19 protein-coding genes, 1 other RNA gene and 1 pseudogene are annotated in these 22,610 nt (G+C 68.6%); 7 read left to right on the top strand and 14 right to left on the bottom strand.

All coding sequences use genetic code 11. The features are described 5' to 3' along the window. Nucleotides 1–19: 19 nt before the first annotated feature. An RNA gene (gene rnpB / locus FSYMDG_RS23625) (RNase P RNA component class A) lies at nucleotides 20–431 on the top strand. Between the two features lie 232 nt (nucleotides 432–663). On the opposite strand, the gene FSYMDG_RS14960 is transcribed toward rnpB, so the two are convergent. The 3 genes and pseudogenes from FSYMDG_RS14960 to FSYMDG_RS14950 all read right to left on the bottom strand — a co-directional run. Then, nucleotides 664–1,107, bottom strand: coding sequence for a PadR family transcriptional regulator (locus FSYMDG_RS14960; protein WP_013874244.1), 444 nt, complete (start codon nucleotides 1,105–1,107; stop codon nucleotides 664–666). Nucleotides 1,108–1,294: 187 nt separating this feature from the next. Further along, on the bottom strand, nucleotides 1,295–1,540 hold the full coding sequence (locus FSYMDG_RS14955; protein ID WP_013874243.1) for a tetratricopeptide repeat protein: 246 nt from the start codon (nucleotides 1,538–1,540) through the stop codon (nucleotides 1,295–1,297). Beyond that, a pseudogene (locus FSYMDG_RS14950) lies at nucleotides 1,540–1,731 on the bottom strand (hypothetical protein); the annotation flags it as partial. The pseudogene FSYMDG_RS14950 and the gene FSYMDG_RS14955, both read right to left, overlap by 1 nt. Before the next feature lie 404 nt (nucleotides 1,732–2,135). Between FSYMDG_RS14950 and FSYMDG_RS14945 the strand changes: the two are divergent. Continuing rightward, nucleotides 2,136–2,960, top strand: a complete 825-nt coding sequence (locus FSYMDG_RS14945; RefSeq protein ID WP_013874242.1) for an alpha/beta fold hydrolase — start codon at nucleotides 2,136–2,138, stop codon at nucleotides 2,958–2,960. Between the two features lie 21 nt (nucleotides 2,961–2,981). Here the strand turns inward: FSYMDG_RS14945 and FSYMDG_RS14940 are convergent, their stop codons facing one another. From FSYMDG_RS14940 to FSYMDG_RS25350, 9 genes are all read right to left on the bottom strand, one after another. After that, nucleotides 2,982–4,208: a cytochrome P450 gene (locus FSYMDG_RS14940; protein WP_013874241.1), complete on the bottom strand. Its 1,227-nt coding sequence runs from the start codon at nucleotides 4,206–4,208 to the stop codon at nucleotides 2,982–2,984. Beyond that, on the bottom strand, nucleotides 4,205–4,651 hold the full coding sequence (locus tag FSYMDG_RS14935; protein WP_013874240.1) for a PaaI family thioesterase: 447 nt from the start codon (nucleotides 4,649–4,651) through the stop codon (nucleotides 4,205–4,207). Before FSYMDG_RS14935 ends, FSYMDG_RS14940 begins: the two co-directional genes overlap by 4 nt. A 45-nt stretch (nucleotides 4,652–4,696) precedes the next feature. Beyond that, nucleotides 4,697–6,418 carry a fatty acyl-AMP ligase gene (locus FSYMDG_RS14930; RefSeq protein ID WP_013874239.1) on the bottom strand — a complete coding sequence of 574 codons (1,722 nt, stop codon included), beginning with the start codon at nucleotides 6,416–6,418 and terminating at the stop codon, nucleotides 4,697–4,699. A gap of 58 nt (nucleotides 6,419–6,476) precedes the next feature. Further along, nucleotides 6,477–7,751, bottom strand: coding sequence for a cytochrome P450 (locus FSYMDG_RS14925; protein ID WP_013874238.1), 1,275 nt, complete (start codon nucleotides 7,749–7,751; stop codon nucleotides 6,477–6,479). Continuing rightward, a complete protein-coding gene (locus tag FSYMDG_RS14920) occupies nucleotides 7,748–8,659 on the bottom strand; it encodes an SAM-dependent methyltransferase (protein ID WP_013874237.1) in 912 nt (303 codons plus the stop codon). The genes FSYMDG_RS14925 and FSYMDG_RS14920 overlap by 4 nt, the downstream gene beginning before the upstream one ends. Nucleotides 8,660–8,661: 2 nt before the next feature. Then, nucleotides 8,662–8,919, bottom strand: coding sequence for an acyl carrier protein (locus FSYMDG_RS14915; protein ID WP_013874236.1), 258 nt, complete (start codon nucleotides 8,917–8,919; stop codon nucleotides 8,662–8,664). 12 nt (nucleotides 8,920–8,931) lie between these two features. Further along, nucleotides 8,932–9,936, bottom strand: a complete 1,005-nt coding sequence (locus FSYMDG_RS14910; protein WP_013874235.1) for an acyl-CoA desaturase — start codon at nucleotides 9,934–9,936, stop codon at nucleotides 8,932–8,934. A 290-nt stretch (nucleotides 9,937–10,226) separates the two neighbouring features. Then, a complete protein-coding gene (locus FSYMDG_RS26310) occupies nucleotides 10,227–10,463 on the bottom strand; it encodes a hypothetical protein (protein WP_131791066.1) in 237 nt (78 codons plus the stop codon). A 33-nt stretch (nucleotides 10,464–10,496) separates the two neighbouring features. Next, nucleotides 10,497–10,799 carry an AlbA family DNA-binding domain-containing protein gene (locus tag FSYMDG_RS25350; RefSeq protein ID WP_043603720.1) on the bottom strand — a complete coding sequence of 101 codons (303 nt, stop codon included), beginning with the start codon at nucleotides 10,797–10,799 and terminating at the stop codon, nucleotides 10,497–10,499. Between the two features lie 543 nt (nucleotides 10,800–11,342). Between FSYMDG_RS25350 and FSYMDG_RS14900 the strand changes: the two genes are divergently transcribed. Both FSYMDG_RS14900 and FSYMDG_RS14890 read left to right on the top strand, forming a co-directional pair. After that, nucleotides 11,343–12,344 (top strand): phosphatase PAP2 family protein, encoded by a 1,002-nt coding sequence (locus tag FSYMDG_RS14900; protein WP_013874234.1) that lies wholly within the window; start codon nucleotides 11,343–11,345, stop codon nucleotides 12,342–12,344. A gap of 332 nt (nucleotides 12,345–12,676) precedes the next feature. Further along, entirely contained in the window at nucleotides 12,677–13,861 is a 1,185-nt protein-coding gene (locus tag FSYMDG_RS14890) for an OmpA family protein (protein WP_013874233.1), read from the top strand. 240 nt (nucleotides 13,862–14,101) lie between these two features. Here FSYMDG_RS14890 and FSYMDG_RS14885 read toward each other — a convergent pair whose 3' ends face one another. Beyond that, the gene (locus tag FSYMDG_RS14885) at nucleotides 14,102–14,962 is read right to left on the bottom strand and encodes a phosphatase PAP2 family protein (protein WP_013874232.1); all 861 of its coding nucleotides are present in this window, start codon (nucleotides 14,960–14,962) and stop codon (nucleotides 14,102–14,104) included. A 530-nt stretch (nucleotides 14,963–15,492) separates the two neighbouring features. On the opposite strand from FSYMDG_RS14885, the gene FSYMDG_RS24680 reads away from it, so the two are divergent. From FSYMDG_RS24680 to FSYMDG_RS14875, 3 genes are all read left to right on the top strand, one after another. Continuing rightward, on the top strand, nucleotides 15,493–15,681 hold the full coding sequence (locus FSYMDG_RS24680) for a (2Fe-2S)-binding protein (RefSeq protein ID WP_013874231.1): 189 nt from the start codon (nucleotides 15,493–15,495) through the stop codon (nucleotides 15,679–15,681). Nucleotides 15,682–15,699: 18 nt separating this feature from the next. Beyond that, nucleotides 15,700–16,170, top strand: a complete 471-nt coding sequence (bfr, locus tag FSYMDG_RS14880; protein WP_013874230.1) for a bacterioferritin — start codon at nucleotides 15,700–15,702, stop codon at nucleotides 16,168–16,170. Nucleotides 16,171–16,548: 378 nt separating this feature from the next. Beyond that, nucleotides 16,549–18,678, top strand: a complete 2,130-nt coding sequence (locus tag FSYMDG_RS14875; protein WP_165001716.1) for a putative bifunctional diguanylate cyclase/phosphodiesterase — start codon at nucleotides 16,549–16,551, stop codon at nucleotides 18,676–18,678. Between the two features lie 96 nt (nucleotides 18,679–18,774). Here the strand turns inward: FSYMDG_RS14875 and FSYMDG_RS23280 are convergent, their stop codons facing one another. Further along, on the bottom strand, nucleotides 18,775–22,548 hold the full coding sequence (locus FSYMDG_RS23280) for a DUF2232 domain-containing protein (protein ID WP_165162723.1): 3,774 nt from the start codon (nucleotides 22,546–22,548) through the stop codon (nucleotides 18,775–18,777). Between the last annotated feature and the right edge of the window lie 62 nt (nucleotides 22,549–22,610).

Below are 22,610 nucleotides of genomic sequence, written 5' to 3'. Positions count from 1 at the left end.
ATATGCTGACGGTCACGGATGAGTCGACCAGGCGGTCGCGTCGGTTCCGCTCACGCGGAGCCGCCGAGGAACGTCCGGGCTCCACAGGGCAGGGTGGTGGGTAACACCCACCCGGGGTGACCCGCGGGACAGTGCCACAGAAAACAGACCGCCGGCGTCCTCGGACGCCGGTAAGGGTGAAACGGTGCGGTAAGAGCGCACCAGCGCCCGGGGTGACCCGGGCGGCTAGGTAAACCCCACCCGGAGCAAGGTCAAAAGGTTCCGGAGCTTTCGGGCTCCGGGGCTGCGCAGGCGTTCGAGGGCTGCCCGCCCGAGCCTGCGGGTGGACCGCTGGAGGCTGTCGGCAACGGCAGCCCGAGATGGATGACCGCCAGCCGGAGCCGTCTCACGGCCCCGGCCCACAGAACCCGGCGTACCGGTCGACTCATCCGCCCCACCGCCCCTGAGCTGGGCGGACAGCAGTTCCCCGCGATCGTGGCCCGTACCTGGTCCGCGGGAGCGCCGAGCACGGAGCCGATGGCCCGGCGCTTGCGGCGCCCAGCTGAAAATGTCACAGCAGCCACACCTCGAAACAGGGGTTGCTTATGGCAAGTGCTATCTGTGTGGCAGAAGCCAGGCTGACAGCTTCTCAATCCATGTGACGGAGCGTGGCATGTCATGTCCTCATCTCGCCGCTGACGGCGCTGACGGCGCTGACGGCGTGGGGGGTAGGGGGCGGGCGAGGACGGTGTCGACGATTGCCGTGTGCCGGGCCCAGAGCTCCGCCCCCCTGGTCAGGGCCTCGTAGCCGGCTGGTGTCGGCCGGTAGTACTTGCGGGCGGGGCCGCTGGAGGAGGAGACCAGCCGGGCAGTGATCCGTCCTTCGCGTTCCAGCCGGGCCAGCGCCGGGTAGACGGTGCCCTCCATGACGTCGGTGAGGCCGACCGCCTGCAGCCGTTGCACCACCTCGTACCCGTAGGACTCCCGCTCGGCCAGCAGGTGCAGCAGCAGCAGGGAGAGGACTCCCTTGAGCAGTTGTGGATCGTGGGCGAACGTCACACTTCTAGGTTGTGCCGAGTACCTGGCATAGTCAAGTACTGGAGTAAAGCCGATCTTGACGTCTGGCATCCGCTCTGGCTGCGACCGCTGACGGCGGCGTGGACGAACGCCGGCGGACGGCCATGAACCACGGAAGTCCGCCGACCTGGGGCGATGGATGCAGGCGGATCACCATGAAGATAATAAACTGGACTTTTCGTCCACCGATAGCCGTCCGGCCGGGCTCCGACCGGCGGCAACGGAGGCGGGCGCCGATCTACGCCACGCTTTCCTCATGCTCCTGAGCGGGGCCGTGAGCGGGCTGGCCATTGCGGTTCGGCTGTGTCGGTTCGGCTGTGTCGGTCCGGATCGTGGTGCCCGGGTCGCGCGCGTCTGGATCGGTGAGCGCCTGGCGGATGTTGATCGTGTATGGATGGCGCTCGCCGAGGACGCGGCGGCGTCGGGTGAGCGCGTCGTCGAACATGGTCTGTGCTTCGGCGACACCTCCGCCGGAATCTGTCACACCGGGTCGTAGCCGCGGGCGTGCCGGTAGGCGTACTCCACCGCCAACTGGGTCTTCCCGACCCCGCCCAGGCCGTGCACCGCCTGCGGCAGTGCCGCCGTCACCCCCCGGCCGAGCAGCCGGGTGCGCAGCGGCGAGCAGCGGACGACGGCACCGGACCGCGCGCCGGCGCTGCCACGAACAGCTATCAAGATCCTCCGGGGTTCCCGGTGGATGGGAGAGTGGGGCGCGTGGGAGGCGTACCGGGTGGGGCCGTGCCGGCCCTGCTGTGGCTGGGACGGCCGCCGACACCCTCGACGCCGACCTCGATGTCCGCCGTCACCCCGGCTCCGCCGCGTAGAAGAGATCCTCCGACACGTCGCGGTTGTGGAAGAGCGAATACGGAGGAGTGCATTCGGTTCGGAAGTTCGGGTACTTCTTCCGCGGCGCGGGATCCTTTTCGGCCGTCCTGAAAGCTGTGAGCCGGTGAGGTGCCAGGCCGTATGTTCGGCTCTGGTTGGCCTGTTGGTCATCACCTGCTTTCATTGTATGGCGGGCGTGTCCATTACGCTGCTGTTCGGCTGCTGTTGGTCGCCGGCGGAGGCGAGGGAAGCGCGTGCCTACCATCGATGTCAGTGGTGTGACGATTTCCTACAGTGGCACCGGGGCGCCGGCGGGGTTGCCGGACGCGCCGACCATTGTTTTCGGGCATGGCCTGTTGTTCGGTGGCTGGATGTTTCGCTCACAGATTACGGTCCTGCGTGAGCGCTACCGTTGTGTGGCGGTCGACTGGCGCGGCCAGGGTGACACTCCGGCGGCCGCCGGCGGCTATGACATGGACACCCTCACCGGCGACGCGGTCGCGCTGATCCGGGAGCTCGACGTCGCTCCGGTGCACTGGGTGGGGCTGTCCATGGGTGGTTTCGTCGGGCAGCGCATCGCGGCCCGCCATGGTGAGCTGCTGCGTTCACTGACGTTGCTGGACACCAGCGCCGGGGCTGAGGAGCAGAGCAAAGTCCGCGAGTACAAACAGTTGGCGTTGTTGCTGCGTCTGTTCGGCATCAGACCGATTCTGGGCAAGGTCAGCTCGCACATGTTCGGCCCCGCCTTCCTCGCCGACACCGCCAGCGCGGCCACGATTGACGAGTGGGTCAGCCGGCTCAACCGCAACAAGGGTGCCGCCATCCGTAAGGCGGTGCTGGGGGTGGTCGACCGCGCGCCGGTGGAGCGGGAGATCACCGGAATCACGGTGCCCACCCTTGTTGCCGTCGGCGCCGACGACAGGGCCACCCCGGTGGAGAAGTCGGAGCGTATCGCCGCTCGTATTCCAGGGGCCCAGTTGCGGATCGTCGCGGACTGCGGGCACAGCAGCAGCCTGGAACAGCCTGCGACGATCACCAGCCTGCTGGCGAAGTTCCTCGCCACGGCCGACCGGCCCTGACCGCGAACGTCGGGGTACTCGCTACCGCACGGATATCAACAATTTCGCGGGGCCACGGACGTTGATCCGACCATTCCACCGGACCTCCTCGACGGCAGGCGAGGGGAAACGCCGGGCGAACCGGGTGAAGGTGACCCGGGCCTCCAGCCGGGCCAGCGCCGCGCCGAGGCAGTGGTGTATACCGGCGCCGAACGAGACGTTCTGGTGCGCGTTCGGCCGGTCCAGCCGGAGCTCGTCGGCGTCCGCCCCCCAGAACCGCGGATCCCGGTTGGCCGCGGCCAGGCAGGCCACCACCCACGCTCCAGCCGGGATTTCCTCGCCGTGCGCGGGAAGAGACTCGATGGTTATCCGCCGCATCAGGTGTACCGGGGTGTCGTAGCGGAGGATCTCCTCCACGGCGTTGGCTACGAGCCCGGGATCCTCCCGCAGCAGCCGTAACTGGCCGGGGTGGCGAAGGAGCGCGAGAATTCCGCCCGCGAGCAGGTTCACCGTGCTTTCGTGGCCCGCGATGTAGAGAAACATGACCTGGGCGACCAGTTCGTCCCCGCCGAGCACGTCGCCGTCGTGCTCGGCGGCGAGAAGCGCGCTGATCAGGTCGTCGCCGGGGTTGTCCCGTTTCCAGTCGGTCAGTTCGCGAACGATTCCCATCAGCTCGTGGTTGGCCGCCCGGATCTCGGCCTGCAGGCCCGGGTCGGCGAGCGGCTCGAGCGCGCGCACCAGCGTTCCGGTGAGCGCGCGGATACGGGTGTGCTCCACCACCGGAATACCCAGCATCTCCGAGATCACTGTGAAGGGGAGCGGGAAGGCGAGTTCGGCGACAAGGTCCGCGCGGCCCGCCTCGGCGATCCGGTCCAGCGCCCTGTCGACGAGCGTCGCGATCCGCGGTTCCAGCGCGTCGACGGCACGCCGGGTGAAGGCTTTGGAGACAAGGCCGCGCAGTCTCGTGTGGTTCGGTGGGTCCTGGTCCAGAACGGCCAGCCCGCGCATCAGCCGGTTCTCCTTGCCGAGCGTCCTGGAGTCGCTCTTCCACCGCGGCAGGCGTGTCAGATACCGCTCGTCGACGGAGTGCCCTGATCTCTGCAGTTTCGACACGTCCTCGTACCTGGACAGGATCCAGAACCCGAGCGGGTGCTCGTGGGCGGGCGCGGCGTCACGCAGTTCCGCATAGTAGGGATAGGGATCGTTGGTAAAACCGTCGGTGAACGGGTTGAAGACGAACGCTTCCTCGGAGCTTTCTCGCGTCATCATGATCTGGCCGCCCTGATATTACGCATGGTCACGAAAGCGGTGGCGCACAGTGTCTCCTCGGCCCCGTCGGCCGAATAGACGTCGGCTGCGGCGACGGTCATGACAGGGCCTGCCTTGACGACCCGACCACGCGCGACAAGTTTCTCACCCTTCGCCGGAGCCAGAATTTTGACGGTGTAGTCGATGGTCATGTTCACCCATCCGGGTGGCAGCAACGTGCCGGCGGCGCAGCCGGCGGCGAAGTCCGCCAGCGAGCCGAGCACACCGCCCTGGACGAAGCCGTCGTGCTGCGTGAGCTCTTCCCGGTACGGCTGAATGATCTCGACGTCCCCCGGCGCTATCCGGCCGAACTCGAAACCCAGGTGCCGCGCGGCCGGCATGTTCAGGACGGTATCCCGCACGAACTGTTCGAAGGCGGGGTTCGTCGCTTCCAGCACTGCCATGTCCGGAGTTCTCCCCCTGGTCGACGAGTTCTTCGAGCGAGTCCTTCAGGCGGCTGACGGTGCCGCCGGCGTCCAGGTATCGAAGCCGGCCTCCAGATAGCGTTTTCTGGCGGCGGCCCGCATGATCTTTCCGCTGCTGGTCTTCTGCAGCCGGCCGGGCAGGGTCAGTACCAGGTCACCCAGGGAAAGATCGTGCTCCCGTACCACCGCCGCCCGGATCGACGCGGTGACGTCCCGCACGTCCGCCTTCCGCCGTTGGTCGCCCCTGATTTCCTGCACGACGACGAGTTTCTCCCCGTCGGGGCCGAGAACCGAGAACGCGGCACATCCGCCGGATCTCAGCGCGTCGTGTGACGACTGGACGGTGTGTTCGATGTCCTGCGGGCAGTAGTTCCGCCCCCGAATGATCACGAGGTCCTTCAGCCTGCCCACCACGTACAACTCGCCGTCGACCACCAGGCCGAGATCGCCGGTACGCAGGTAGGTACGGCCGGGCTCACCGTCACAGGTGGCCCGGAACGTGTCGGTGGTCGCCTGCGGGCACCGCCAGTAGCCCTGCGCCACATGCTCCCCGGCGACCCAGATTTCTCCCACCCGGTCCGCCGGGCACGGGCGTTTCGTTTCGGGGTCCACGATCCGGAGCGTTTCTTCCGGGAGGATGAGCCCGGAGCCCGCGAGGGTCCGGGCGTGGCCGTTGGACGCCTCGGCATAGCGCCTGTCACCGAGCGCGTCGGCGTCCGCCTCGATGGTGCGCGGGCCGCGGCCCTTCTGGCTGCCGGTCACCAGCAGGGTCGCCTCGGCCAGCCCATAGCACGGGTAGAGCGTCTTCTCGCTGAATCCGTAGGACGCGAAGGTCTCGGCGAACCGCCGCAGTGTTTCGGGCCGAATGGGTTCGGCGCCGTTGAACGCGACCTTCCAGCAGCTCAGGTCAAGCTCCGGGATGTCTCCCCTGGCGGCCCGCGTGACGCAGGCGTCGAACGCGAAGTTCGGCCCGCCGCTGGTGTGGGCACGGTACCGAGAAATAGCCGACAGCCACAGAAGTGGCCACCGGATGAACGCCATCGGCGACATGAGGATGCTGGTCGCCCCGATCCAGAGGGGCTGCAGGACGTTTCCGATCAGCCCTTGGTCGTGGAAGAGCGGCGCCCAGCCGACGAACGTCGAGTTCCGGTCATGGCCGAATGCCTGACGTATCATCTCCTGGTTCGCGGCAAGGTTTCCGTGGGAGACCACGACCCCCTTCGGGTCGGATGTGGAACCCGACGTGTACTGCAGGAAGGCGATGGAGTCCGCCGAGCAGGGCGACGGGTCGAAACCCGTCTCCGCCATGTCGGTGATCCGGTCGACCGGAAGCCAGTGCGGGACCGTGTGGACCGGCTCCAGCGCGGATCGGGTGCTCTCGATCATGGCGTTGGCGGTGAGTACCGCGGAAGGCTCGCAGTCCCGCACGATGCGCAGCGTCGTGTCCTGCACCTGCTGCTTGCGCGGCGGGTTGACGGGTACCGCGACGACCTGCGCATAGAGACACCCGAAATATGCGACGATGAAATCCAGGCCTGGTGGGAAAACCAGCAGTGCCCGGTCGCCGGCACCGCAGCGCCGGCTCAGCCAGCCGGCCACGGCGAGCGCTCGCGCATGCAGCTCGCCATACGTCAGAACTTCTTTTTCTTTCTCGTACTCGTCCAGAAAGACATACGCTCTGCCGGTCGGCTCGAGGGCGGCGCGGCCGCGCAGGACATCCGGAAGCAACATTTTCTGCCGCGTCATTTTCCTTCCCCTGTCCGCGAGCGGATCCCGATCGGGCTCACCCCGGCGTCCCGGCGATTCAGACGATGCTTCTCGGCGCGACCCGGAGACTTGTCAGGCCGCGGACGATGAAACTGTGCTCCTGCCACTGGAGCTGCTCTGCCAGCGGTTCCAGGCGTTCGGTGCGTCGGTACAGGTGTTCGAAGGCAACCTCCGCCTGCAGCCGGGCCAGCAGCCCGCCCAGGCAGCCGTGCATTCCGTGGCCGAAGGCGAGATGCCCCTTCGCGTCACGGGTGATGTCGAACTCGTCCGGCCGGGCGAACACCGCGGGATCGCGGTTCGCGGCGCCGAGACACAGGAGAATCTGATCGCCTTCCCGCACCCGTTTCCCGCCGATGTCGACCTCACGCGTCGCGAGACGTTTGGTCATCTGCAGCGGGCTGTCGTAGCGCAACGCCTCCTCGACGGCTCCCGGCGCAAGCTCCGGCCGGCGGCGCAGGAGAGCGTCCTGCGCCGGATGCTGGAGCAGCGCGAGCAGACCGTTCCCTATCAGGGATTTCGTGGTCTCGTTGCCGGCGACAAAGCACATGATGCACACGAAGACGAGTTCTTCGTCGCTGAGCCTGTCGCCACCGGCGGTCCGCGCGGCGAGCAACTGGCTTATCAGGTCGTCACTCGGCCGGGACCGGCGTTCGGCAATAACGTCGTCCAGGGCCTGCGCGAACATTTCGACGACATCACACACCCGGGTGAAGTCCGTGGCCTTCATAAGCCCCGGCTCGAGCAGGAAGCGGATGTCGTGCGTCCACTGGCCGACGTGTGCACGCAGGCTGTCCGGGAGCAGCATCCAGTCGCACATGACCGTGACCGGCAGCGGCGCGGCGAAGTCGGCGATGGCGTCCATGCCACCGTCGTCCCAGGCCCGCTGTATCAGGTGCTCGACAGCCCGCGAGACACGGGGACGGAGTCTGGCTATTTCCGGTGCCGTGAACACTCGGTTCACCAGTCCGCGCAGCCGGGCGTGGTCCGGGTTGTCGGTGAAGACGAGCGACTTTCTGCCCAGCCGCTCGATTCGCGCCACGTTGTCCTGCGACAGCCGGCTCGCCTGCCGGCTGATCAGTTCAGGTATGAGCCCGGCGCTGAAGGTACGGTCGTGCAGGACGCCGCGCACGTCGGTGTGCCGCGTGAGCACCCACATGCCCAGCGCCCGGTGGACCGGCCGGGTGTCGCGAAGCTGCTGATAGAGCGGGTAGGGGGAGCTCCGGAACTCGGCGCTGAAGGGGTTGAACCGGACTGCCGCCGGCGTCGGACCGATGGTGGCGGCAACCGCCGCGCAGGGGGTCTCCACCGTCATTCCGCCCGCACCCCACGGCTGTCGAAGTATCCGCTCCGGAAGGGATGAAGAACAATTCTGAACAGGCAGATCTTGCCCATTCGGAAGCCGAGGGCGGACAGCTTCAGATAGCGCTCGTACCGGGCGACCACCTCCGGCCCGACGAGCCGGACGGCTTCGTCACGGCGCAGGCGCAGCCGGCGGGCCCACTCCTCGCACGTCCAGGCGTAGTCGAGCCGCCCGTTGCTCACCGACCGTATCTCGAAGACTCCCTCGGCGGCGGCCGTGATCTCCGCGAGTGTCGGTAGATCAGCGTCGGGAAATATCTCCTGCTGGATGAACCTGTTCGCGTCCGCGCGGGACATGTTCGCGTATGCGATCGTCTGCAGCGACAGCACACCGTCCCGGTTCAGCCAGCCGTGGCAGCGGGTGAAGAACTCCCGGTACAGACTGATCTTCTCGGTTGGCGAGTCGGTGGGCCGGGCAAAGTGCTCGAACGCACCGATGGATACGATTCCGTCGAAAGCGGCGTCCGGCTCGTAGTGCAGCCAGTTCTCCGTACGTACCTCCACACCCGGATATCCCTGGGAGCGGACGAAGGACGCCTGCTCCTCGCTGAGGGTGAGACCGACGGAGTGCTGAACCCGGTGTTCCTCCGCCAGCCGCCGCAGGACCGTGCCCCAGCCGCAGCCGATGTCCAGCGCGGTGCGGGCCCGGTCGGCCCGCACCGCGTCCAGGTGAAACCGCAGCTTCCTTTCCTGCGCGCTTTCGAGGGTGTCGTCCGAGCCATCCCGAAGCGCGCACGAATAGGTCAGCGAGTGGTCCAGCCAGAGGCTGTAGAACGCGTTTCCGACGTCGTAGTGGTGGCGGATGGCAGCCGCCGCCCCGGTCGTCCGGCCGATGTCGACTGATTCGACTGGTATGGTCATGACTACGCCACGCGCTGTTGGCTCTGCTCATACAGATACCCGGCGACCGCGTTGATGCTCGGGTTCTCGAACAGCGCCTCGGGAGCCAGATCGACGCCGTAGCGTTCCTCGACCTCGATCAGCAGGGAGACAGCGAGGGCGGAGTCGACACCCAGTCGGTCGAAGTCCGCGTCCGGGTCCACCGCGTCCACCGGTACCTCGAGGAGATGCGCGACATACTGCTGGCACCAGTCGGCAATCGCTTCCTTGCTCGGCTTCAACGTGCTCGCTCCTTATGCCGTGGTACTGGGGGCGGGCTTGCCGTTCCTGGATATACGGCTTGCTTTCATCCGCTCTTCGGACGGGCGCTTGACGTCCCATGCGAGACCACCGAGAGCAAGAATTTTTATGAGCCAGTAGCCCGGGTCGAGACGGTACCAGCTCAGCCCGAAAGAAGACGAGTCGGGAAAGGCATGATGGTTGTTGTGCCACGACTCGCCAAAGGTCAGCAGGGCAAAGATCCCGCCGTTCCTGCTGTTCTCCCTGGACTCGTACGGGTGGGTGCCGAACATGTGCAGGAAGGAGTTGATCGCCCAGATGATGTGTTCCAGGACGAACATCCGCACCAGGCCGCCCCAGAAGAGGCCGCTGACCGCCCCGGCCCAGCTCTGGTAGACGAGGCCGCCGACGAGCGCGGGGAGCGCGAGCCCGAGCGCGACCCAGTAGTAGTAGAGGCGGGCGACCCGGACCAGCGCACGATTCCTGATCAGATCAGGCGCGTAGTGGACGACGTTCGGGTACTCGTGACGACGCATCCACAGGAAATGGGAGTGGGCCAGGCCGCGTAGCCGGCCTTTCAGACCACCGCCGGCGAGATTCGGGGAGTGCGGGTCTCCCTCACGGTCACTGCACTCGTGGTGTCGCCGGTGCAGGGCGACCCAGGACACCACACCGCCCTGGCCGGCCATCGAGCCGAGGACCGCGAGCACGGCCACGACGGACGGCGCGGCCTTGAAGGTGCGATGCGTGAACAGCCGGTGATAACCGACGGTGACGCCCAAGCCGGTCACGACCCACATGGAAAAGAGCAGGGCGAGTTCGGTGACACCGATCGGGTGCACCGTGAGAAACGCGAGGGCGGCGGCGGTACCGGCAATCGGCAGGACGTCGAACAGCAGAAAATGGCGGCGCTGCAGGCGGTGCAGATAAGGACTACTGATCGTCTTCTTGCGAGGAGTGGATCCGACGGTCTCGAAATCGGACTCGGGAACATGGGTCGCGGGCCGTACGCCGACCATTCTCGACCGCCCCTCCTGGGTGCTGGACCTGAGGTTTCTTGAGTCGGGCCTCCTCGAATCGTAAGCTGCCGCGACCGGACACGAAAGGTGTACGGGAACCGCCGATCGCAGGATTGGAACTCGCTATCGGAGGACCGTCGGCGCCGAATCCGTGAGACGATCCGGCCGCTTGGAGTGTGGTCCGCCCTGGTGGGTCCCAAACAGGTCGAGCATGCTGGGAGGGCCGGCGGAAACCGGTGGGAGCATGCTGCTCCCCAGGTGCGCCAGGTATCGGGCTCAGGGTATCGGGCTCAGGCCTCCAGCGGCACCGACTCCAGCCGCTGCAGAAGTTCTTCGGCGAGCGATCGGAAGTCACGGTGGCATCGGCTGACGAGCGTCTGCGTACTGCCGAGCACGCCGTCCGCGGCCCGCAGATCGAACATAGGTTTGCGGGCGTCATGCGAGAGCGGCATCAGGCTCTGGTAGTTGCGTAGCGTTGCAATTTCATATGATTTTAGATTTATGTTTGCCGGCGGTTCATCCAGCACGTCCGACGCGAAGACCTGAGGAATACGGTCAAGTCACCGCTGATACGCCTTGACAGGGCGCTCCAGGCGCATCGTCGGCTGCATGATGACATCCGAGAAAGGCCGGTCGAGGATTCTTCCCTCGTCCTGGATGCTGGTGAGCCCGAGCAGCGCCTGATCCGAGGTATCGATCTCCCTGACCGGTTTACCGGACTTGTCGACGCCAATGATCAGATGCCCGCCACCCATCCCCGGAAGATCGTTGGCCAGGGCGCAGATCGCCTCACGGATGGCGTTGTGATCCCTGCCCTCCCGCTTGAACTCCAGGTTAGCGGTCTCCCGGGTGCCCAGGGTCATCGCAAGATCTGTTCCCATGGCGTCGATCCTGTCCTGCCCGTCGCGGGAAAATGTCACCCGCGGTGGCTACGGACGTGACAGGTCACACCTCCGTCTCCCCGCACGGATCGGCCGCGTGGTTCGCGCGCCGCCCGCGCGGCTCGTCTGGCGACTGGTCACTGGTTGTGCCAGGTGGGTGGGGTAACGCAGTCTTCTTGTCGGCAGAAGGATGTAGCCTCGGTCAGGAGGCGGGCCGAGATCGGGTAACCGAGATCGGGTAGTCGGATCGGATAGTCGGATCGGGTGGTGGGCGGGTAACGGGGAAGGGTTCGACGTCGTCGGCCGAGGGGCTGTGGGGCGTCGGGGCGGATGCCGTCCTGGTAGGCCGTCCGGTACGGGTCGTTGGCCGGCCGTCACGGGCGACCGGCGTCGGTGACGGAGACCGGCACACACGGTGACGGTCGACGTCGAGGGGATGGCTGAAGTCGAGGGCGGTCGCCCGAGATGCGCCCGGACGTGACGGCCGGACCACTCGGTGGGCCGGATCGGAACCGGAGGGCACGGATGGTCCATATACGCCGCAGGTCGGACGGTCTGCCGGTGGTGTGGGTCGAAGTGGCCATGATCGTTGTCTTCTACTACACCTACACCGCAACCCGGTCCGTGGCGGGCGGTTCCGTCCACAACGCGCTCGCCGTCGGCTGGGACATCATGCGTATCCAGGCCGACCTGCACCTCGACATCGAGCTCGGGCTCAACCACTGGCTGCAGGGTGTCCCCGCCCTTGCCGTGGCGTGCTGCTACTACTACGCGACGCTCCACTTCATCGTCACGCCGGCCGTCCTCGTCTGGCTCTACCGCAAACGAGCCCGCAGTTACCTGGCGGCCCGGTGGACGATCGTGTGCACCACCGTGATCAGTCTTACCGGCTTCTTCCTGGTTCCCACGGCGCCGCCGCGCCTGCTTCCCAGCGCCGGTTTCATCGACACGATGGCGTCGTTCCACAACTGGGGTTGGTGGGCCGGTGACTCCAGCGCCGCGCCCAAGGGGCTCGCCGGCATCACCAACCAGTTCGCCGCCATGCCGTCCCTGCACTGCGCCTGGGCGCTGTGGTGCGGCTGGAACATCGCTCGGCTGGCCCGGCACCGCGTGACCAGGGTGCTCGGTGTCCTCTACCCGGGCGCGACCATCTTCGTGGTGATGGCCACCGCCAACCACTACGTGCTGGACGTGCTGGGAGGCTGGTTCGCGCTCGGTCTCGGGGCCGTGGCGGCTGCCGTCGTGATGCGGCTCGCGCACGGGCAGCGGCGGTCCTCCGGACGTCCGACCGGCCACGGCGATCAGCCCGCTGGCGGTCCGGCCGACCGGGGCGACGGCCAGGAAGAGCAGGCGGCGCAGGTGGCGCAGGCCGAACAGCAGGAGCAGCAGGAGGAGCAGGCCGACGAGCCGGCTGGCGGGGCGGCTGACCGGTGTCCCCGGCAGCAGCCGCACCTGCCCCAGCCGGCCGCGATCGTCCGTGCCGGTGTTCCCGTACGCCCGGCGCTGGTGTGGCCACCCCGGGGATAGGCGGCGACCCGGTACGGATCACAGGTGTGTCGGTGTGCGAGAGTTGACCAGTGGTGAGCTGTTCCGCATGCTCCCGTCGACTGCAGTTGGGTCGTTCCTCCGCTGGCGCTGGCGTTGGCGCGTCCCGAAGACGGCTTCGGTCACGATGCCCCCGGCCATGATGTTCCCAATCACCACGATGTTTCTGATCACGATGCCCCCGGCCGTGATGCAATGTCCACGGCCCTGATGCCACCGGCCACGATGTCCCCTGATGTTCCGGCCGGCAGTTCCCGGTCAGCAGTCCCCAGCCAGCAAAGCCGTCCAGCCAGAGTCCATGCGGAGAGCAGTCGATGTCCTTGGCCCAGATCGTCGCGCTGAAGCGGCCCCGTCCGGTTGTGTTCTCCGTGTCCCTCGTCGTCGCCTGGCTGTTGTTGGCGTTGCTGGCGTTCGGGCTGCGGCGTGAGCCCATCGAGGACGAGCTTGCCGACCGGGCCGTCCTGGCGGTGCGTTCGCATGGCCAGGACGGTGCGCAGGTGAGCTTCGACGGCCGGGACGCCACCGTGCACGGCACGTTCCCCAGCCTCACGGACGCCGAGGCGGCCCGTCAGGCGGTGGCGGGGGTGTCCGGGGCGCGGACGGCCTCGTTGGGCAGTGACATCCACATCGCGCCGGCGCTGCTCCTCGCCGCCGCCAGGCCCTTTGTGATCGCGGTCGACGGTGACTCGCTCACCGTCACCGCTACCGTGCCCGACCGGGTCGCCCGTGAGCAGGTGCTCGGCGCGGCCGCGGCGGCGAGCACCGGCACGCTGACCGGGAAGGTGACGGTCGACCCCGCTGCGGCCGCGCCGCCGGTCACCGCTCTCGCGGACCTGGCCCGTACGCTCACGACGGTCGCCGGCGAGCACAAGGCGACGATCGCTGGTTCCTCGGTGGTGCTGGAGGGGAGCGTGGCGGACGCCGGGGAGGCGACCCGGCTTGGCGTGACCGTCCTCGCCGAGGCTCGTAGGACACTGCCGGCCGCCACCGTCGACAACCGTCTCACCGTCCGGTCGGTCACCCCGGCCCTCCCGGCGGCCGGCGGGGCCGCGACAGCGCCGGCTGCCGGCGCGACCACGCCGCGGTCGGTGACCGACACGAGTGCACCGCAACCGGCGGCCGGTGCGACCACGCCGCAATCGGTGGCCGGTCGTCTCGCCAGCGTCGTCGCCACGGGACGGATCACCTTCGCGACGGACAGTTCGGAACTGACCGAGGCCGACCGCGTTCACCTCGACCGGATCGCGGCGGTGCTACGGGAGAGCGAGCTCAGCGTGCTGCTGGCGGGGCACGCCGACGCACGGGGGCCGGGTGTCCTCAACGAGACGTTGTCCCTGGCACGGGCGCGGGCCGCCGCCGCCTACCTGGCCGACCAGGGCGTGTCCGCGGACCATCTGCGGGCCGCCGGGTTCGCCTCGGAGCATCCGGTGGCGACGAATGCCACCGAGGCCGGGCGCGCCGCCAACCGCCGGGTGGAGATCTCCGCTCTCGTTCCGTAGCTCCCACAGACCCGCCCCGATGAACCGGCCGAATGGCCTGGACCTTTGGCCCGGCCTTTGTCTGGCGACCTGGCCTTTGTCCGGCTGCTCTGGCCTTTGCCCGACCGGGATCCCCGGCTTCTGGATCTCTGGCTCCTGGAACCTTGTCCGGGCCCTGCCCGTCAGCCGCCGCTGTCCCGTGGGCAGGGACAGGGCAGGGCAGGGCAGGGCGGGACGGTCGGCCGGGAGCGGTCAGGACGGTTACTGCGATCCGCAGGTGTCCGAGCGGCGGGTCACCATCGGGCGCATCACGGCGACTATCCGGGCCTGTAGGGCCAGCCTGGTGACCTGCACCGCCAGCAGGACGAGCAGGCCGCCGATGACGCCGTCCACCCAGTAGTGGTTGGCCGTGGCCACGACGACCGCGGTGGTGGCCACGGGCTGGGCGATGGCGAGATAACGCCATCGGCTGTGCAGGACGGTGACCACGACCCATGCCTCGATGATGGCCCAGCCGATGTGCAGGCTCGGCATGGCCGCGTACTCGTTCGCGAAACCGTCGCCCTGGGCGTAGGGCGACGGGCCGAATATCGCGCCGGTGTCGATCAGACCCGTCATCGCCATGGGCAGCAGGCGCGGTGGGGCGAGCGGATACAGGATGTGGATCACCAGGGCCATGCCTGTCGCGATGATGATCACATTGCGGACCCTGGGCCAGATGAAGCGGTGTCGGACGAAGACCCAGACGAGCAGCGCGATGGCCGCGGGGAAGTGGACCGCGTAGTAGAACTCGTTGATCAGGATCGTCGCGTAGTGGGAGTGCAGGACCAGTTGCTGGACGGCTGCCTCGTCAGGCAGGCGCAGACACCGTTCCATGTTCCAGACCGCGATCCCGTGCGACAGGGCTTCGGCCTGATGGCCGTCGACGATGTGTCGGCCGAAACGGTAGACCATGAATAACAGGCCGAGCAGGACGGTCTGGGTGGCCGCGTAGCCGGCGGTGCCGAGGGCGCGACGCCCTCGTCGTGCCCCACCGGTCGCGGACGGTGCGCCGGCTGTGGGCCGGGAGTCGGCCGTGGCGCTGGTCGCGGGCAGCGTGGGCTGGGCGTCGGCCGTCGTCACGGATAACGGGCCGATCGTGCGCGGAGAGAAGCGGTTATGCTCGTCACTGACCCGATCGTCGAATCTTCGGCCTATATTGGACAATGGCGGGCGATATCGGACAATATGGGCCTATCTGGTTGGTCCACAGCACATTGTGCCCCCCTTCACGAAACGAGACCGTACCGTACTGCAATACCGTATCCGGATGCCTGGTCGGGTCTGCCGTCGGGTGTGATCCGCGTCTCTCGGAAAATCGTGTTCCGCGGTGGGTGGCCGTTGTTTTCGGTGGTGCCGGGCGGGTCCGTATGTCAGGCCGGCTCCGCCACGGCCCTGATCGGCCCGTTGTGGTCGGCTGGTGACGTGGTGCTCACTCGTCCCTGCTTGCCTCCGATCTGTCCCTGTGGGATTCTTGTGTCAGGTCTTTATTAGGGAAGGTTTAACTTAGCTACGAGCACTCGCTGTCATTGATCCGACCGTATGCGGCAGTCGCGAGCTGCCGGTTCCGGAATATGGGACGGGGTGCTCTCTCCAGAGCGTGGTGAGGTGCGGTGCTGGTCTGTTCGTGCTTTGCTGTCTCCGAGCGGACGTTGCGCGGCGTGATTGAGTCGGGCGCGTGCGACACAGGCGAGGTGGGTGACGTCTGTGCCGCGGGCACCGGCTGCGGTGGATGCCTCGACGAGATCGAGGAACTGTTGACGGATTACCGCCGTGGCTGTCCGGTTGTGTCATCGGGCTGACATAGCGGAGGTTTTCACGTGAGGGGCGATCCGGAGATTGTCGAACTGCTCAACCGCGTCCTCACGAATGAGCTGACGGCCGTCAATCAGTACTTCCTGCACTCTCGGATGCAGCTCAACTGGGGTTACCGACGGTTGGGCAAGCATACCTACGACGAGTCGATCGACGAGATGCGCCACGCCGACAAGCTGGTGCATCGCGTGCTGTACCTGGGTGGGCTGCCCAACCTCCAGCGGCTGAATACGCTTCGTGTCGGTGAAACCGCTGTCGAGCAGCTCAATTCCGACCGTTCGCACGAGATCGAGGCATGCGGTCTGCTGCGGGAGGGGATTGTCCTGACCCGCTCGCGTGACGACGTCGGATCCGCTGTCCTCCTGGAGGACATTCTCACCTCCGAGGAGGAGCACATCGACTGGCTGGATGCCCAGCTCGAACTGGTCTCCCAGCTCGGCGAGGCGCACTATCTCGCCCAGCAGATCCACGACTGACGCCGCTGCCGACGCAACCACCACCGCGGGCCGAAGGCGGCGCGATCATGACTTTGCGCGCTGTCGGCGGCCCGCGATTGTCGATGGGCCGAATGGGGCGCGGATGATTCGATCATGGTTTTTCGTGCCGCTGGATGCCAGGAGTTCCCGGGCGTCGGAAGACACACCCGCTACCACGGCCTGACGTTCTGTACGCACCTGCCTGCCGCTACACTCGCCATGCGATCGGGAAGGCCATGCGATCCATGAAGATAGCGTGACCAGCCGAGATGTGCACCGGGCTGACAGGCGCGAGGAGATCCGTTGGTCGCTAGCATGGCCGGCTCCGTGGCTGACGTGGTATCCACTGGGCTACTGGTGGTAACGTCCGACAGTCGTGTGGTCTGGGCGAACCGAGCCCTGCTCGATCTGGTGGCCACCGGCGGTGGTGCCGCGTACGACGATGTCGCCGGTACCGTGCGTGATCACGTCGGGCGCGACAGCGCTGACGCCACCGAGCACAGTGGCGTGGGGCCGGCGGGCACGGCGGACGGCGGCTACCCGTGGGGTGAGTCGGACGCCGATCCGGTGTACTCCGCCCGCGTGGCGGTTGCCGAGGCCGGGCTGCCGCTGACCGGGGTCGTCCCCGACACCGGGTCCCGGCAGGCCCAGTGGCAGGCGCCGGACGGCACTACCCACTGGTTGGAGGTCCGGGCCCGGACCCTGATCGGCGGCCGTCCCGCCGGGTTCGGGCAGACGATTGCCGACAGTTTCGTCCTCTACGAGATCACTGATGTCACGGAGCGGCGCCACGAGGAGGAGACGCTGCGGCTGCGCGAGCGGTGGCTGCGTCATGTCGAGACGATCGCCCGTACCGGTATCTGGGAATGGGACCTCGTCACCAACGAGATGGAGTGGTCCGACGAGCTGCTGGCCATGCTCGGCTATCCGACGGACACCCGGATCGACTACGACGCCTTCCGGCTGTTGGTGCACCCCGACGACCGGGCGACGGTCGAGGACGCGTTCGACCAGGCGATCACCACCGTCACCCCGGTCGAGGTCACCCTTCGTATGTATCTGGCCGACCGGGTGACCGAGTGCGTGCTGGAATGGCGGGGGGACGTCCTCACCGGCGACTCCGGCACGCCGATCCGGATCATGGGTACGGCCCACGATGTCACCGAGCTGGTCCGGATACGCCACGAGCTCGCCCACGTGTCCGTGCACGAGCCGCTCACCGAGGTGCTCAACCGGCGGGCGGTGACAGTCCTGTTGACCGAGCGGCTGGCCACCGGGGTCGACCGCACCGGCGCGCTGCTGCTGGTCGACATCGACAACTTCAAGATCGTCAATGACCTGCGCGGCCACTCGGTCGGCGACACGGTGATGCGCTCGGTCGCCCAGCGTCTGGCGGAGACGCTCCCGGCCGCCGCCATCGGCAGGCTCGGTGACGACGAGTTCGCGGTGGTCCTGCACAGCGGCGACGGGCTGGAGGCGCTGGCCGTCGCGGACACCCTGCGTGAGCAGGTCGCCCGATATGCGATCATGGTGGACGGTTTCGCGGTACGGGTGACGGTCACTGTCGGCGTCGTGCCGCTGTCGGCCGTGGGCGACTGCGACACCGCGCTCGCCCATGCCGGGCTCGCCCTGACCGAGGCCAAGGAGGCCGGACGCAACTGCGCCAAGCTGTTCACCGCGGAACGGCACGAGTACCTCACCCGCCGTGCCCTGATGGTGCAGCGGGTCCGGGACGCCCTCGACGCCGGCCTGCTGACCCTTCAGGTGCAGCCCATCGTGGACCTGGCCTCGCACGAGGTGCAGGGATACGAGGTGCTGCTGCGGCTGCACGACGGCCAGCATCCCGAGATCGGTCCGGCCGAGTTCATGAGCGTGCTCGCGCACAGCGACCTGGTCCTGAGCCTGGACCGCTGGGTGGTGCAGCAGACGGTGGCCGCGCTCGCCTCCGTCGCCGCCCGGGGGGAGCGGCTGCGCCTGCACGTGAACATCTCCGGCCGGTCGGTCGAGGACGCAGGCTTCGCCGACTTCGTCCTGTCCGAGCTGCGCGCGGCCCGGGTCGACCCGTCCCAGCTCGGTATCGAGATCGCCGAGAGCGTGGCGGTCGCCGCCGCGGACGCGGTGCGCCAGCTCGCCGAAACCCTCACCGGCGCGGGCTGCCGGTTCACCCTGGACGACTTCGGGGTCGGGCTGGGATCGTTCGTCTACCTGCGGAACCTGCCCTTCACCAACGTCAAGATAGACGGCGACTTCCTGCGGCACGTCGACACCTCCCCGGCCGACGCGGTGCTGGTGGACGCGGTGGTCCGCGTCGCCCGCTGCCTGGGCATGTACACCATCGCCGAGAGCATCGACCGGGAGTCGCTGGCGCCGGCCCTGCGTGACCTCGGGGTGGACTACGCGCAGGGCTTCCACCTCGGGCCGCCCCGCCCGTTGACGGAGCTGCTGGCCGGGACGTCCGACGCGGATCCACAGACCCACGAGGCCGGTCTCAACAGCTTTCTCGGCTGACAGCAGGGCCTGCCCCGGCTGACGGCAGGCCTGGCCCGGCCTGGTGGGAAAGGATCCGGCTGGCCAGGACGCGCGTGGGGCCACAGCGGGGCGGAGTTACACCAGGAAGGCCGCCACGGCCAGCCCGGCCAGGGCCGCGAGCGCCGCTGCGTCCACCCGCCGCGGGCGCGCCGGCTGGTGCGCGACCGCGCCGAACCCGCCACGGGCGGCGATCGCCTCTGTCATCTCCGCGGCCCGGCGCAGGCAGGTGACGATCGCCGTGCACAACAGCTCGGTGATCGATCGCGCGTGCAGCGGCAACGCCGCGAGCCGGCCCGGCAGCCGGCGACAGGGTGGCCGCGCTCCGACCCGCAACCGCCGGACCGCGAGCAGCATGCGGATCTCGTCCACGAGCAGCGGCAGGCAGCGGATGGACAGTGCCACCGTCGCGACCCACTCGTCGATCGGCAGCCGCAGCCTGCGCAACGGCTCCAGCAGCCGGCCCAGGGCGGGCGCCAGCTCCGACAGCGGTGTGGTCCACCCCAGCAGCGCGGCCGCGGCGAACATCGTCATGGACGCCGACGTCAGCCGCAGCCAGTCCAGCATGCCGCCGACGGACAGCCGTACACCACCGACGGTGACGAACGGTGCCGCGTGCGACTGGGCGGTGAGCAGCACGCCGATCAGCAGGCCGTACCAGAACCAGCGGGGCAGGCGCGGGGCCGCACCGACCGGGATCCGGGCGATGATCATGGAGAGGCCGACGAATCCCACGATCATTCCGATCACCGGCCAGGACGGCCGCACGGCGACCAGCACGTCGAGCAGCGCCATGATGATCAGTTTCGTGCCGGCCCACAGGCGGTGCACCGGGGTGTCACCGGGGATGTAGCGCAACAGGTTCGGCTCGGTACGGCGTCCGTGTCTGGCCGGCCGCCGCTGGGAGAATCGGCCGCGGCAGCGGTCGGCCAGGCCACGCGCGCTCCTGTTTCCCGAGCTGCCCGATGGCGGCTGCGGGGCCGCGGCCGCCGGTCCCCGTGCTGGTACGCGACCCGGGCGCCCGGCATCGTCTACATGCCCGTCGCCGCTACCGCCACTGTCTGTACCGCTGTTGCCGGTACCGCTGGCGCCGACCTGGGCAGTGCTATCCTGGATGTGGAAAGCATCATCATGATTACTAAAAGTGTCGTCATTGAGGTCGTCGTCGAGATTGAGGTCGTCGTCGAGGAGGCAGGCCTCCGCGCCAGCCCCTGCCGGCCGCGGATGAGGCAGCGGCGCGAGCGGGCGGCACAGCGTGCCGTCGGTGATGCTGTCGGTGAACGGTCCGTCATGTACCAGTCGTCCGCCGTTCAGGACGAGCATCCGTTCGGTGAGACAGGCCATGTCGTCGAAGTCGTGGGAGACCACTACCAGCGTCAGGCCGGTCCGGATTCGCAGATTCACCAGGACGTCGATCAGAATCCGGCTGGACGAGGCGTCCAGGCCCGCCAGCGGCTCGTCGAGGATCATCAGCCGAGGCCGGCAGGCGATCAGCCCGGCGAGCGCGGCCCGGCGCATCTGCCCGCCGGAGAGGTCCTCCACCCGCCGGTCCCGGAAGAGCTCCGGGTCGAGCCCGACCGCGGCCAGGGCCTCGTCGGCGGCGGCCGCGTCCACGCCGGCCGCCGCGCACACGTCAGCGCCCACGGTGGGCGCCAACAGTTGCAGCCGGGAGTGCTGCACGGCAAACCCGATCTCGCCGGGGCAGGCGGTCAGCGGCCGGCCGGCGAGGTAGGCCGCGCCCTCCGAGGGGGTCAGCAGACCGGCGAGGACGGCGGCCAGCGTCGACTTGCCCGAGCCGTTGCGGCCGCGGACCAGCACCGCCTCACCGCTGTCCAGGCAGAAGGAGACGTCGCGCAGCGCCCGGCGGGCCCACGGTGACCGGGGCGAGTAGACCTGTCCCACCCCGTCGAGGCGGACCAGCGCGGCTGGCCGCGCGGGCTGCTGCCCGGCGGGTACGACCGGTGCCACCGATGCGACCGATGCCACTGGTGCGACGGACACGGCTGGCCTGTCCGGCCCGGTCGGTGAAGCCGGGGTGCTCGGCGGAGCCTGCGGCGTGGAGACAGCCGGCGGAACAGCGGCGGCCAGCGGCGGAACAGCGGCGGTCGGCGGAGCCGGTGGGGCGGGGATGACCGTGGCCGGATCCAGCGGGAGAGCCTGGCCCGCAGCCCGGTCCTCCGGCCTGCCGGGCGCGTCGGCCACGGTGGACGTGCCGCCCGCGCTGGGCGCATCGTCCATGGCGGACGCGGCGGGCATATCGGATGTGACGGGCGCGCCTGGCGTGTCGGGTGTGGCAGGCGCGCCGGGTGCGGTCGGTCTGCCAGCGGGGCCGGACGCCGAGCCGGCCGGCGGGGTGGGCGACGGGAGGGCTGCCGAGACGGACCGCAGCGGCCGGGCCCGCGGCGGGCGCCAGGGAGAGACGCACGGGATATCGCCCGTCGGAGCGCCCACCGAGGTCAGCCGGCCGGCGTCGAGGACGATTCGGCGGTGCGCCCGCCGTGCCTCCGCCGGGTGGTGGGTCACATGAACGACCGCGACCCCCTCCTCGTCGGGCAGCCGCGCCAGCAGGTCGGTGAGCTGGTCACGGCCTTCGGCGTCCACCATGGCGGTGGACTCGTCGGAGACGAGCAGCCGGGGCGCCCGCGCGAGCGCGGCCGCGACCGCCAGCCGTTGGAGCTGCCCACCGGAGAGTGTGGCGGTTTCGCGGTCGGCGACGTTCGCGAGCCCGACCCGCTTCAGCAGGGTCTCCACGTCGACCGTGGCGCCGCCGTCGGGCAGGCCCCAGACGACGTCGTCGCGGACCCGGACTCCCAGGACCTGTGACTCCGGCCGTTGGAAGATCATGGCGGTGCCGCCGGTGCGGCCCAGCGCGCAGTCGCCGGGCCGCAGTACCTGCCCGTCGGTGGGATGCCAGCCGCTGATGATCCGGGCGAGCGTCGACTTCCCCGAACCGTTGCCGCCGACGATCGCCACGAACTCGGCCGGCCGGATCGTCAGCGACACGTCCCGCAGCGCATCCCGCGTCACATGAGGGTAGCGGTAGGTGACGGATTCCAGGCGGACGGGCAGCGGATGTGGCGGCTGCTCTGCCGGCGGCGGTTCCGGATGCCCCTGACCTGCCGGCTTCCGGCGCGTCGACGCCGCTGCCGGCACCGGTGCCGGCGCCCATATGGGCGCGTTCGGGTGGTCGGACCGGGCTTCCGGAGCGCCGACGGCGAGCCGGCGCAGCACCGGGCGGGTGACCACGGCCGCGGCGAGCACATTGCCGGCGGTGTTGGCCAGCAGTGCGATTGGCAGCAGCACCCACCAGTGCACCGCACCCCACCGGACGAGCGCGTCCGCGGTACCCAGACCCAGACTGTCCGGGTCGACACCGACGCGGACGAGGCTGCTGCGGGCCCCGTCCCAGCTGTTGACGATTTCGGCGAGCACCAGCGCCCGTAGATCGGTGAGCACGCAGAACAGCGCGTTCATGCCGAGCGCCACCGGCGCCCACAGCGTGACGAGACCGATCGCCGTGGTGCGCACGAGACCCCAGCGACGGCGGTGCGCGATGCCCAGCAGCGTGCCGATCATCATGCAGGACGTGATCGTGATCGCGAAGCCGGTGCCGCCGATGAGGACGGCCACCGCCAGCGCCGCGGCCATCGCCGTCCAGGCCGCCCGCAGTCGCCATCGGGCGGCAAGCGTCGCCGCGGGAACCGTCGCGACGATCGTGAGCAGCCAGCCGAAGGGAAGAAAGCGCGTGACCAGACAGATCGCGATCACCAGATCGACCAGGAGCGCGGCTTCGACGATCTCCACCGTGCGCAGCCGTTGCCGGGCCCGCGGTGTCCCGGTTGGCTGCGTCACTCCGGCGGCAGCGGCGGGCACGGAGCCGGCAGGCACGGAGCCGGCAGGCGAGGAATCAATGG

Source organism: Candidatus Protofrankia datiscae (assembly GCF_000177615.2).
Classification (GTDB): domain Bacteria; phylum Actinomycetota; class Actinomycetes; order Frankiales; family Frankiaceae; genus Protofrankia; species Protofrankia coriariae.
Note: the sequence above shows the minus strand (reverse complement) of the source record. Positions and strands in the feature narration are given on the sequence as shown.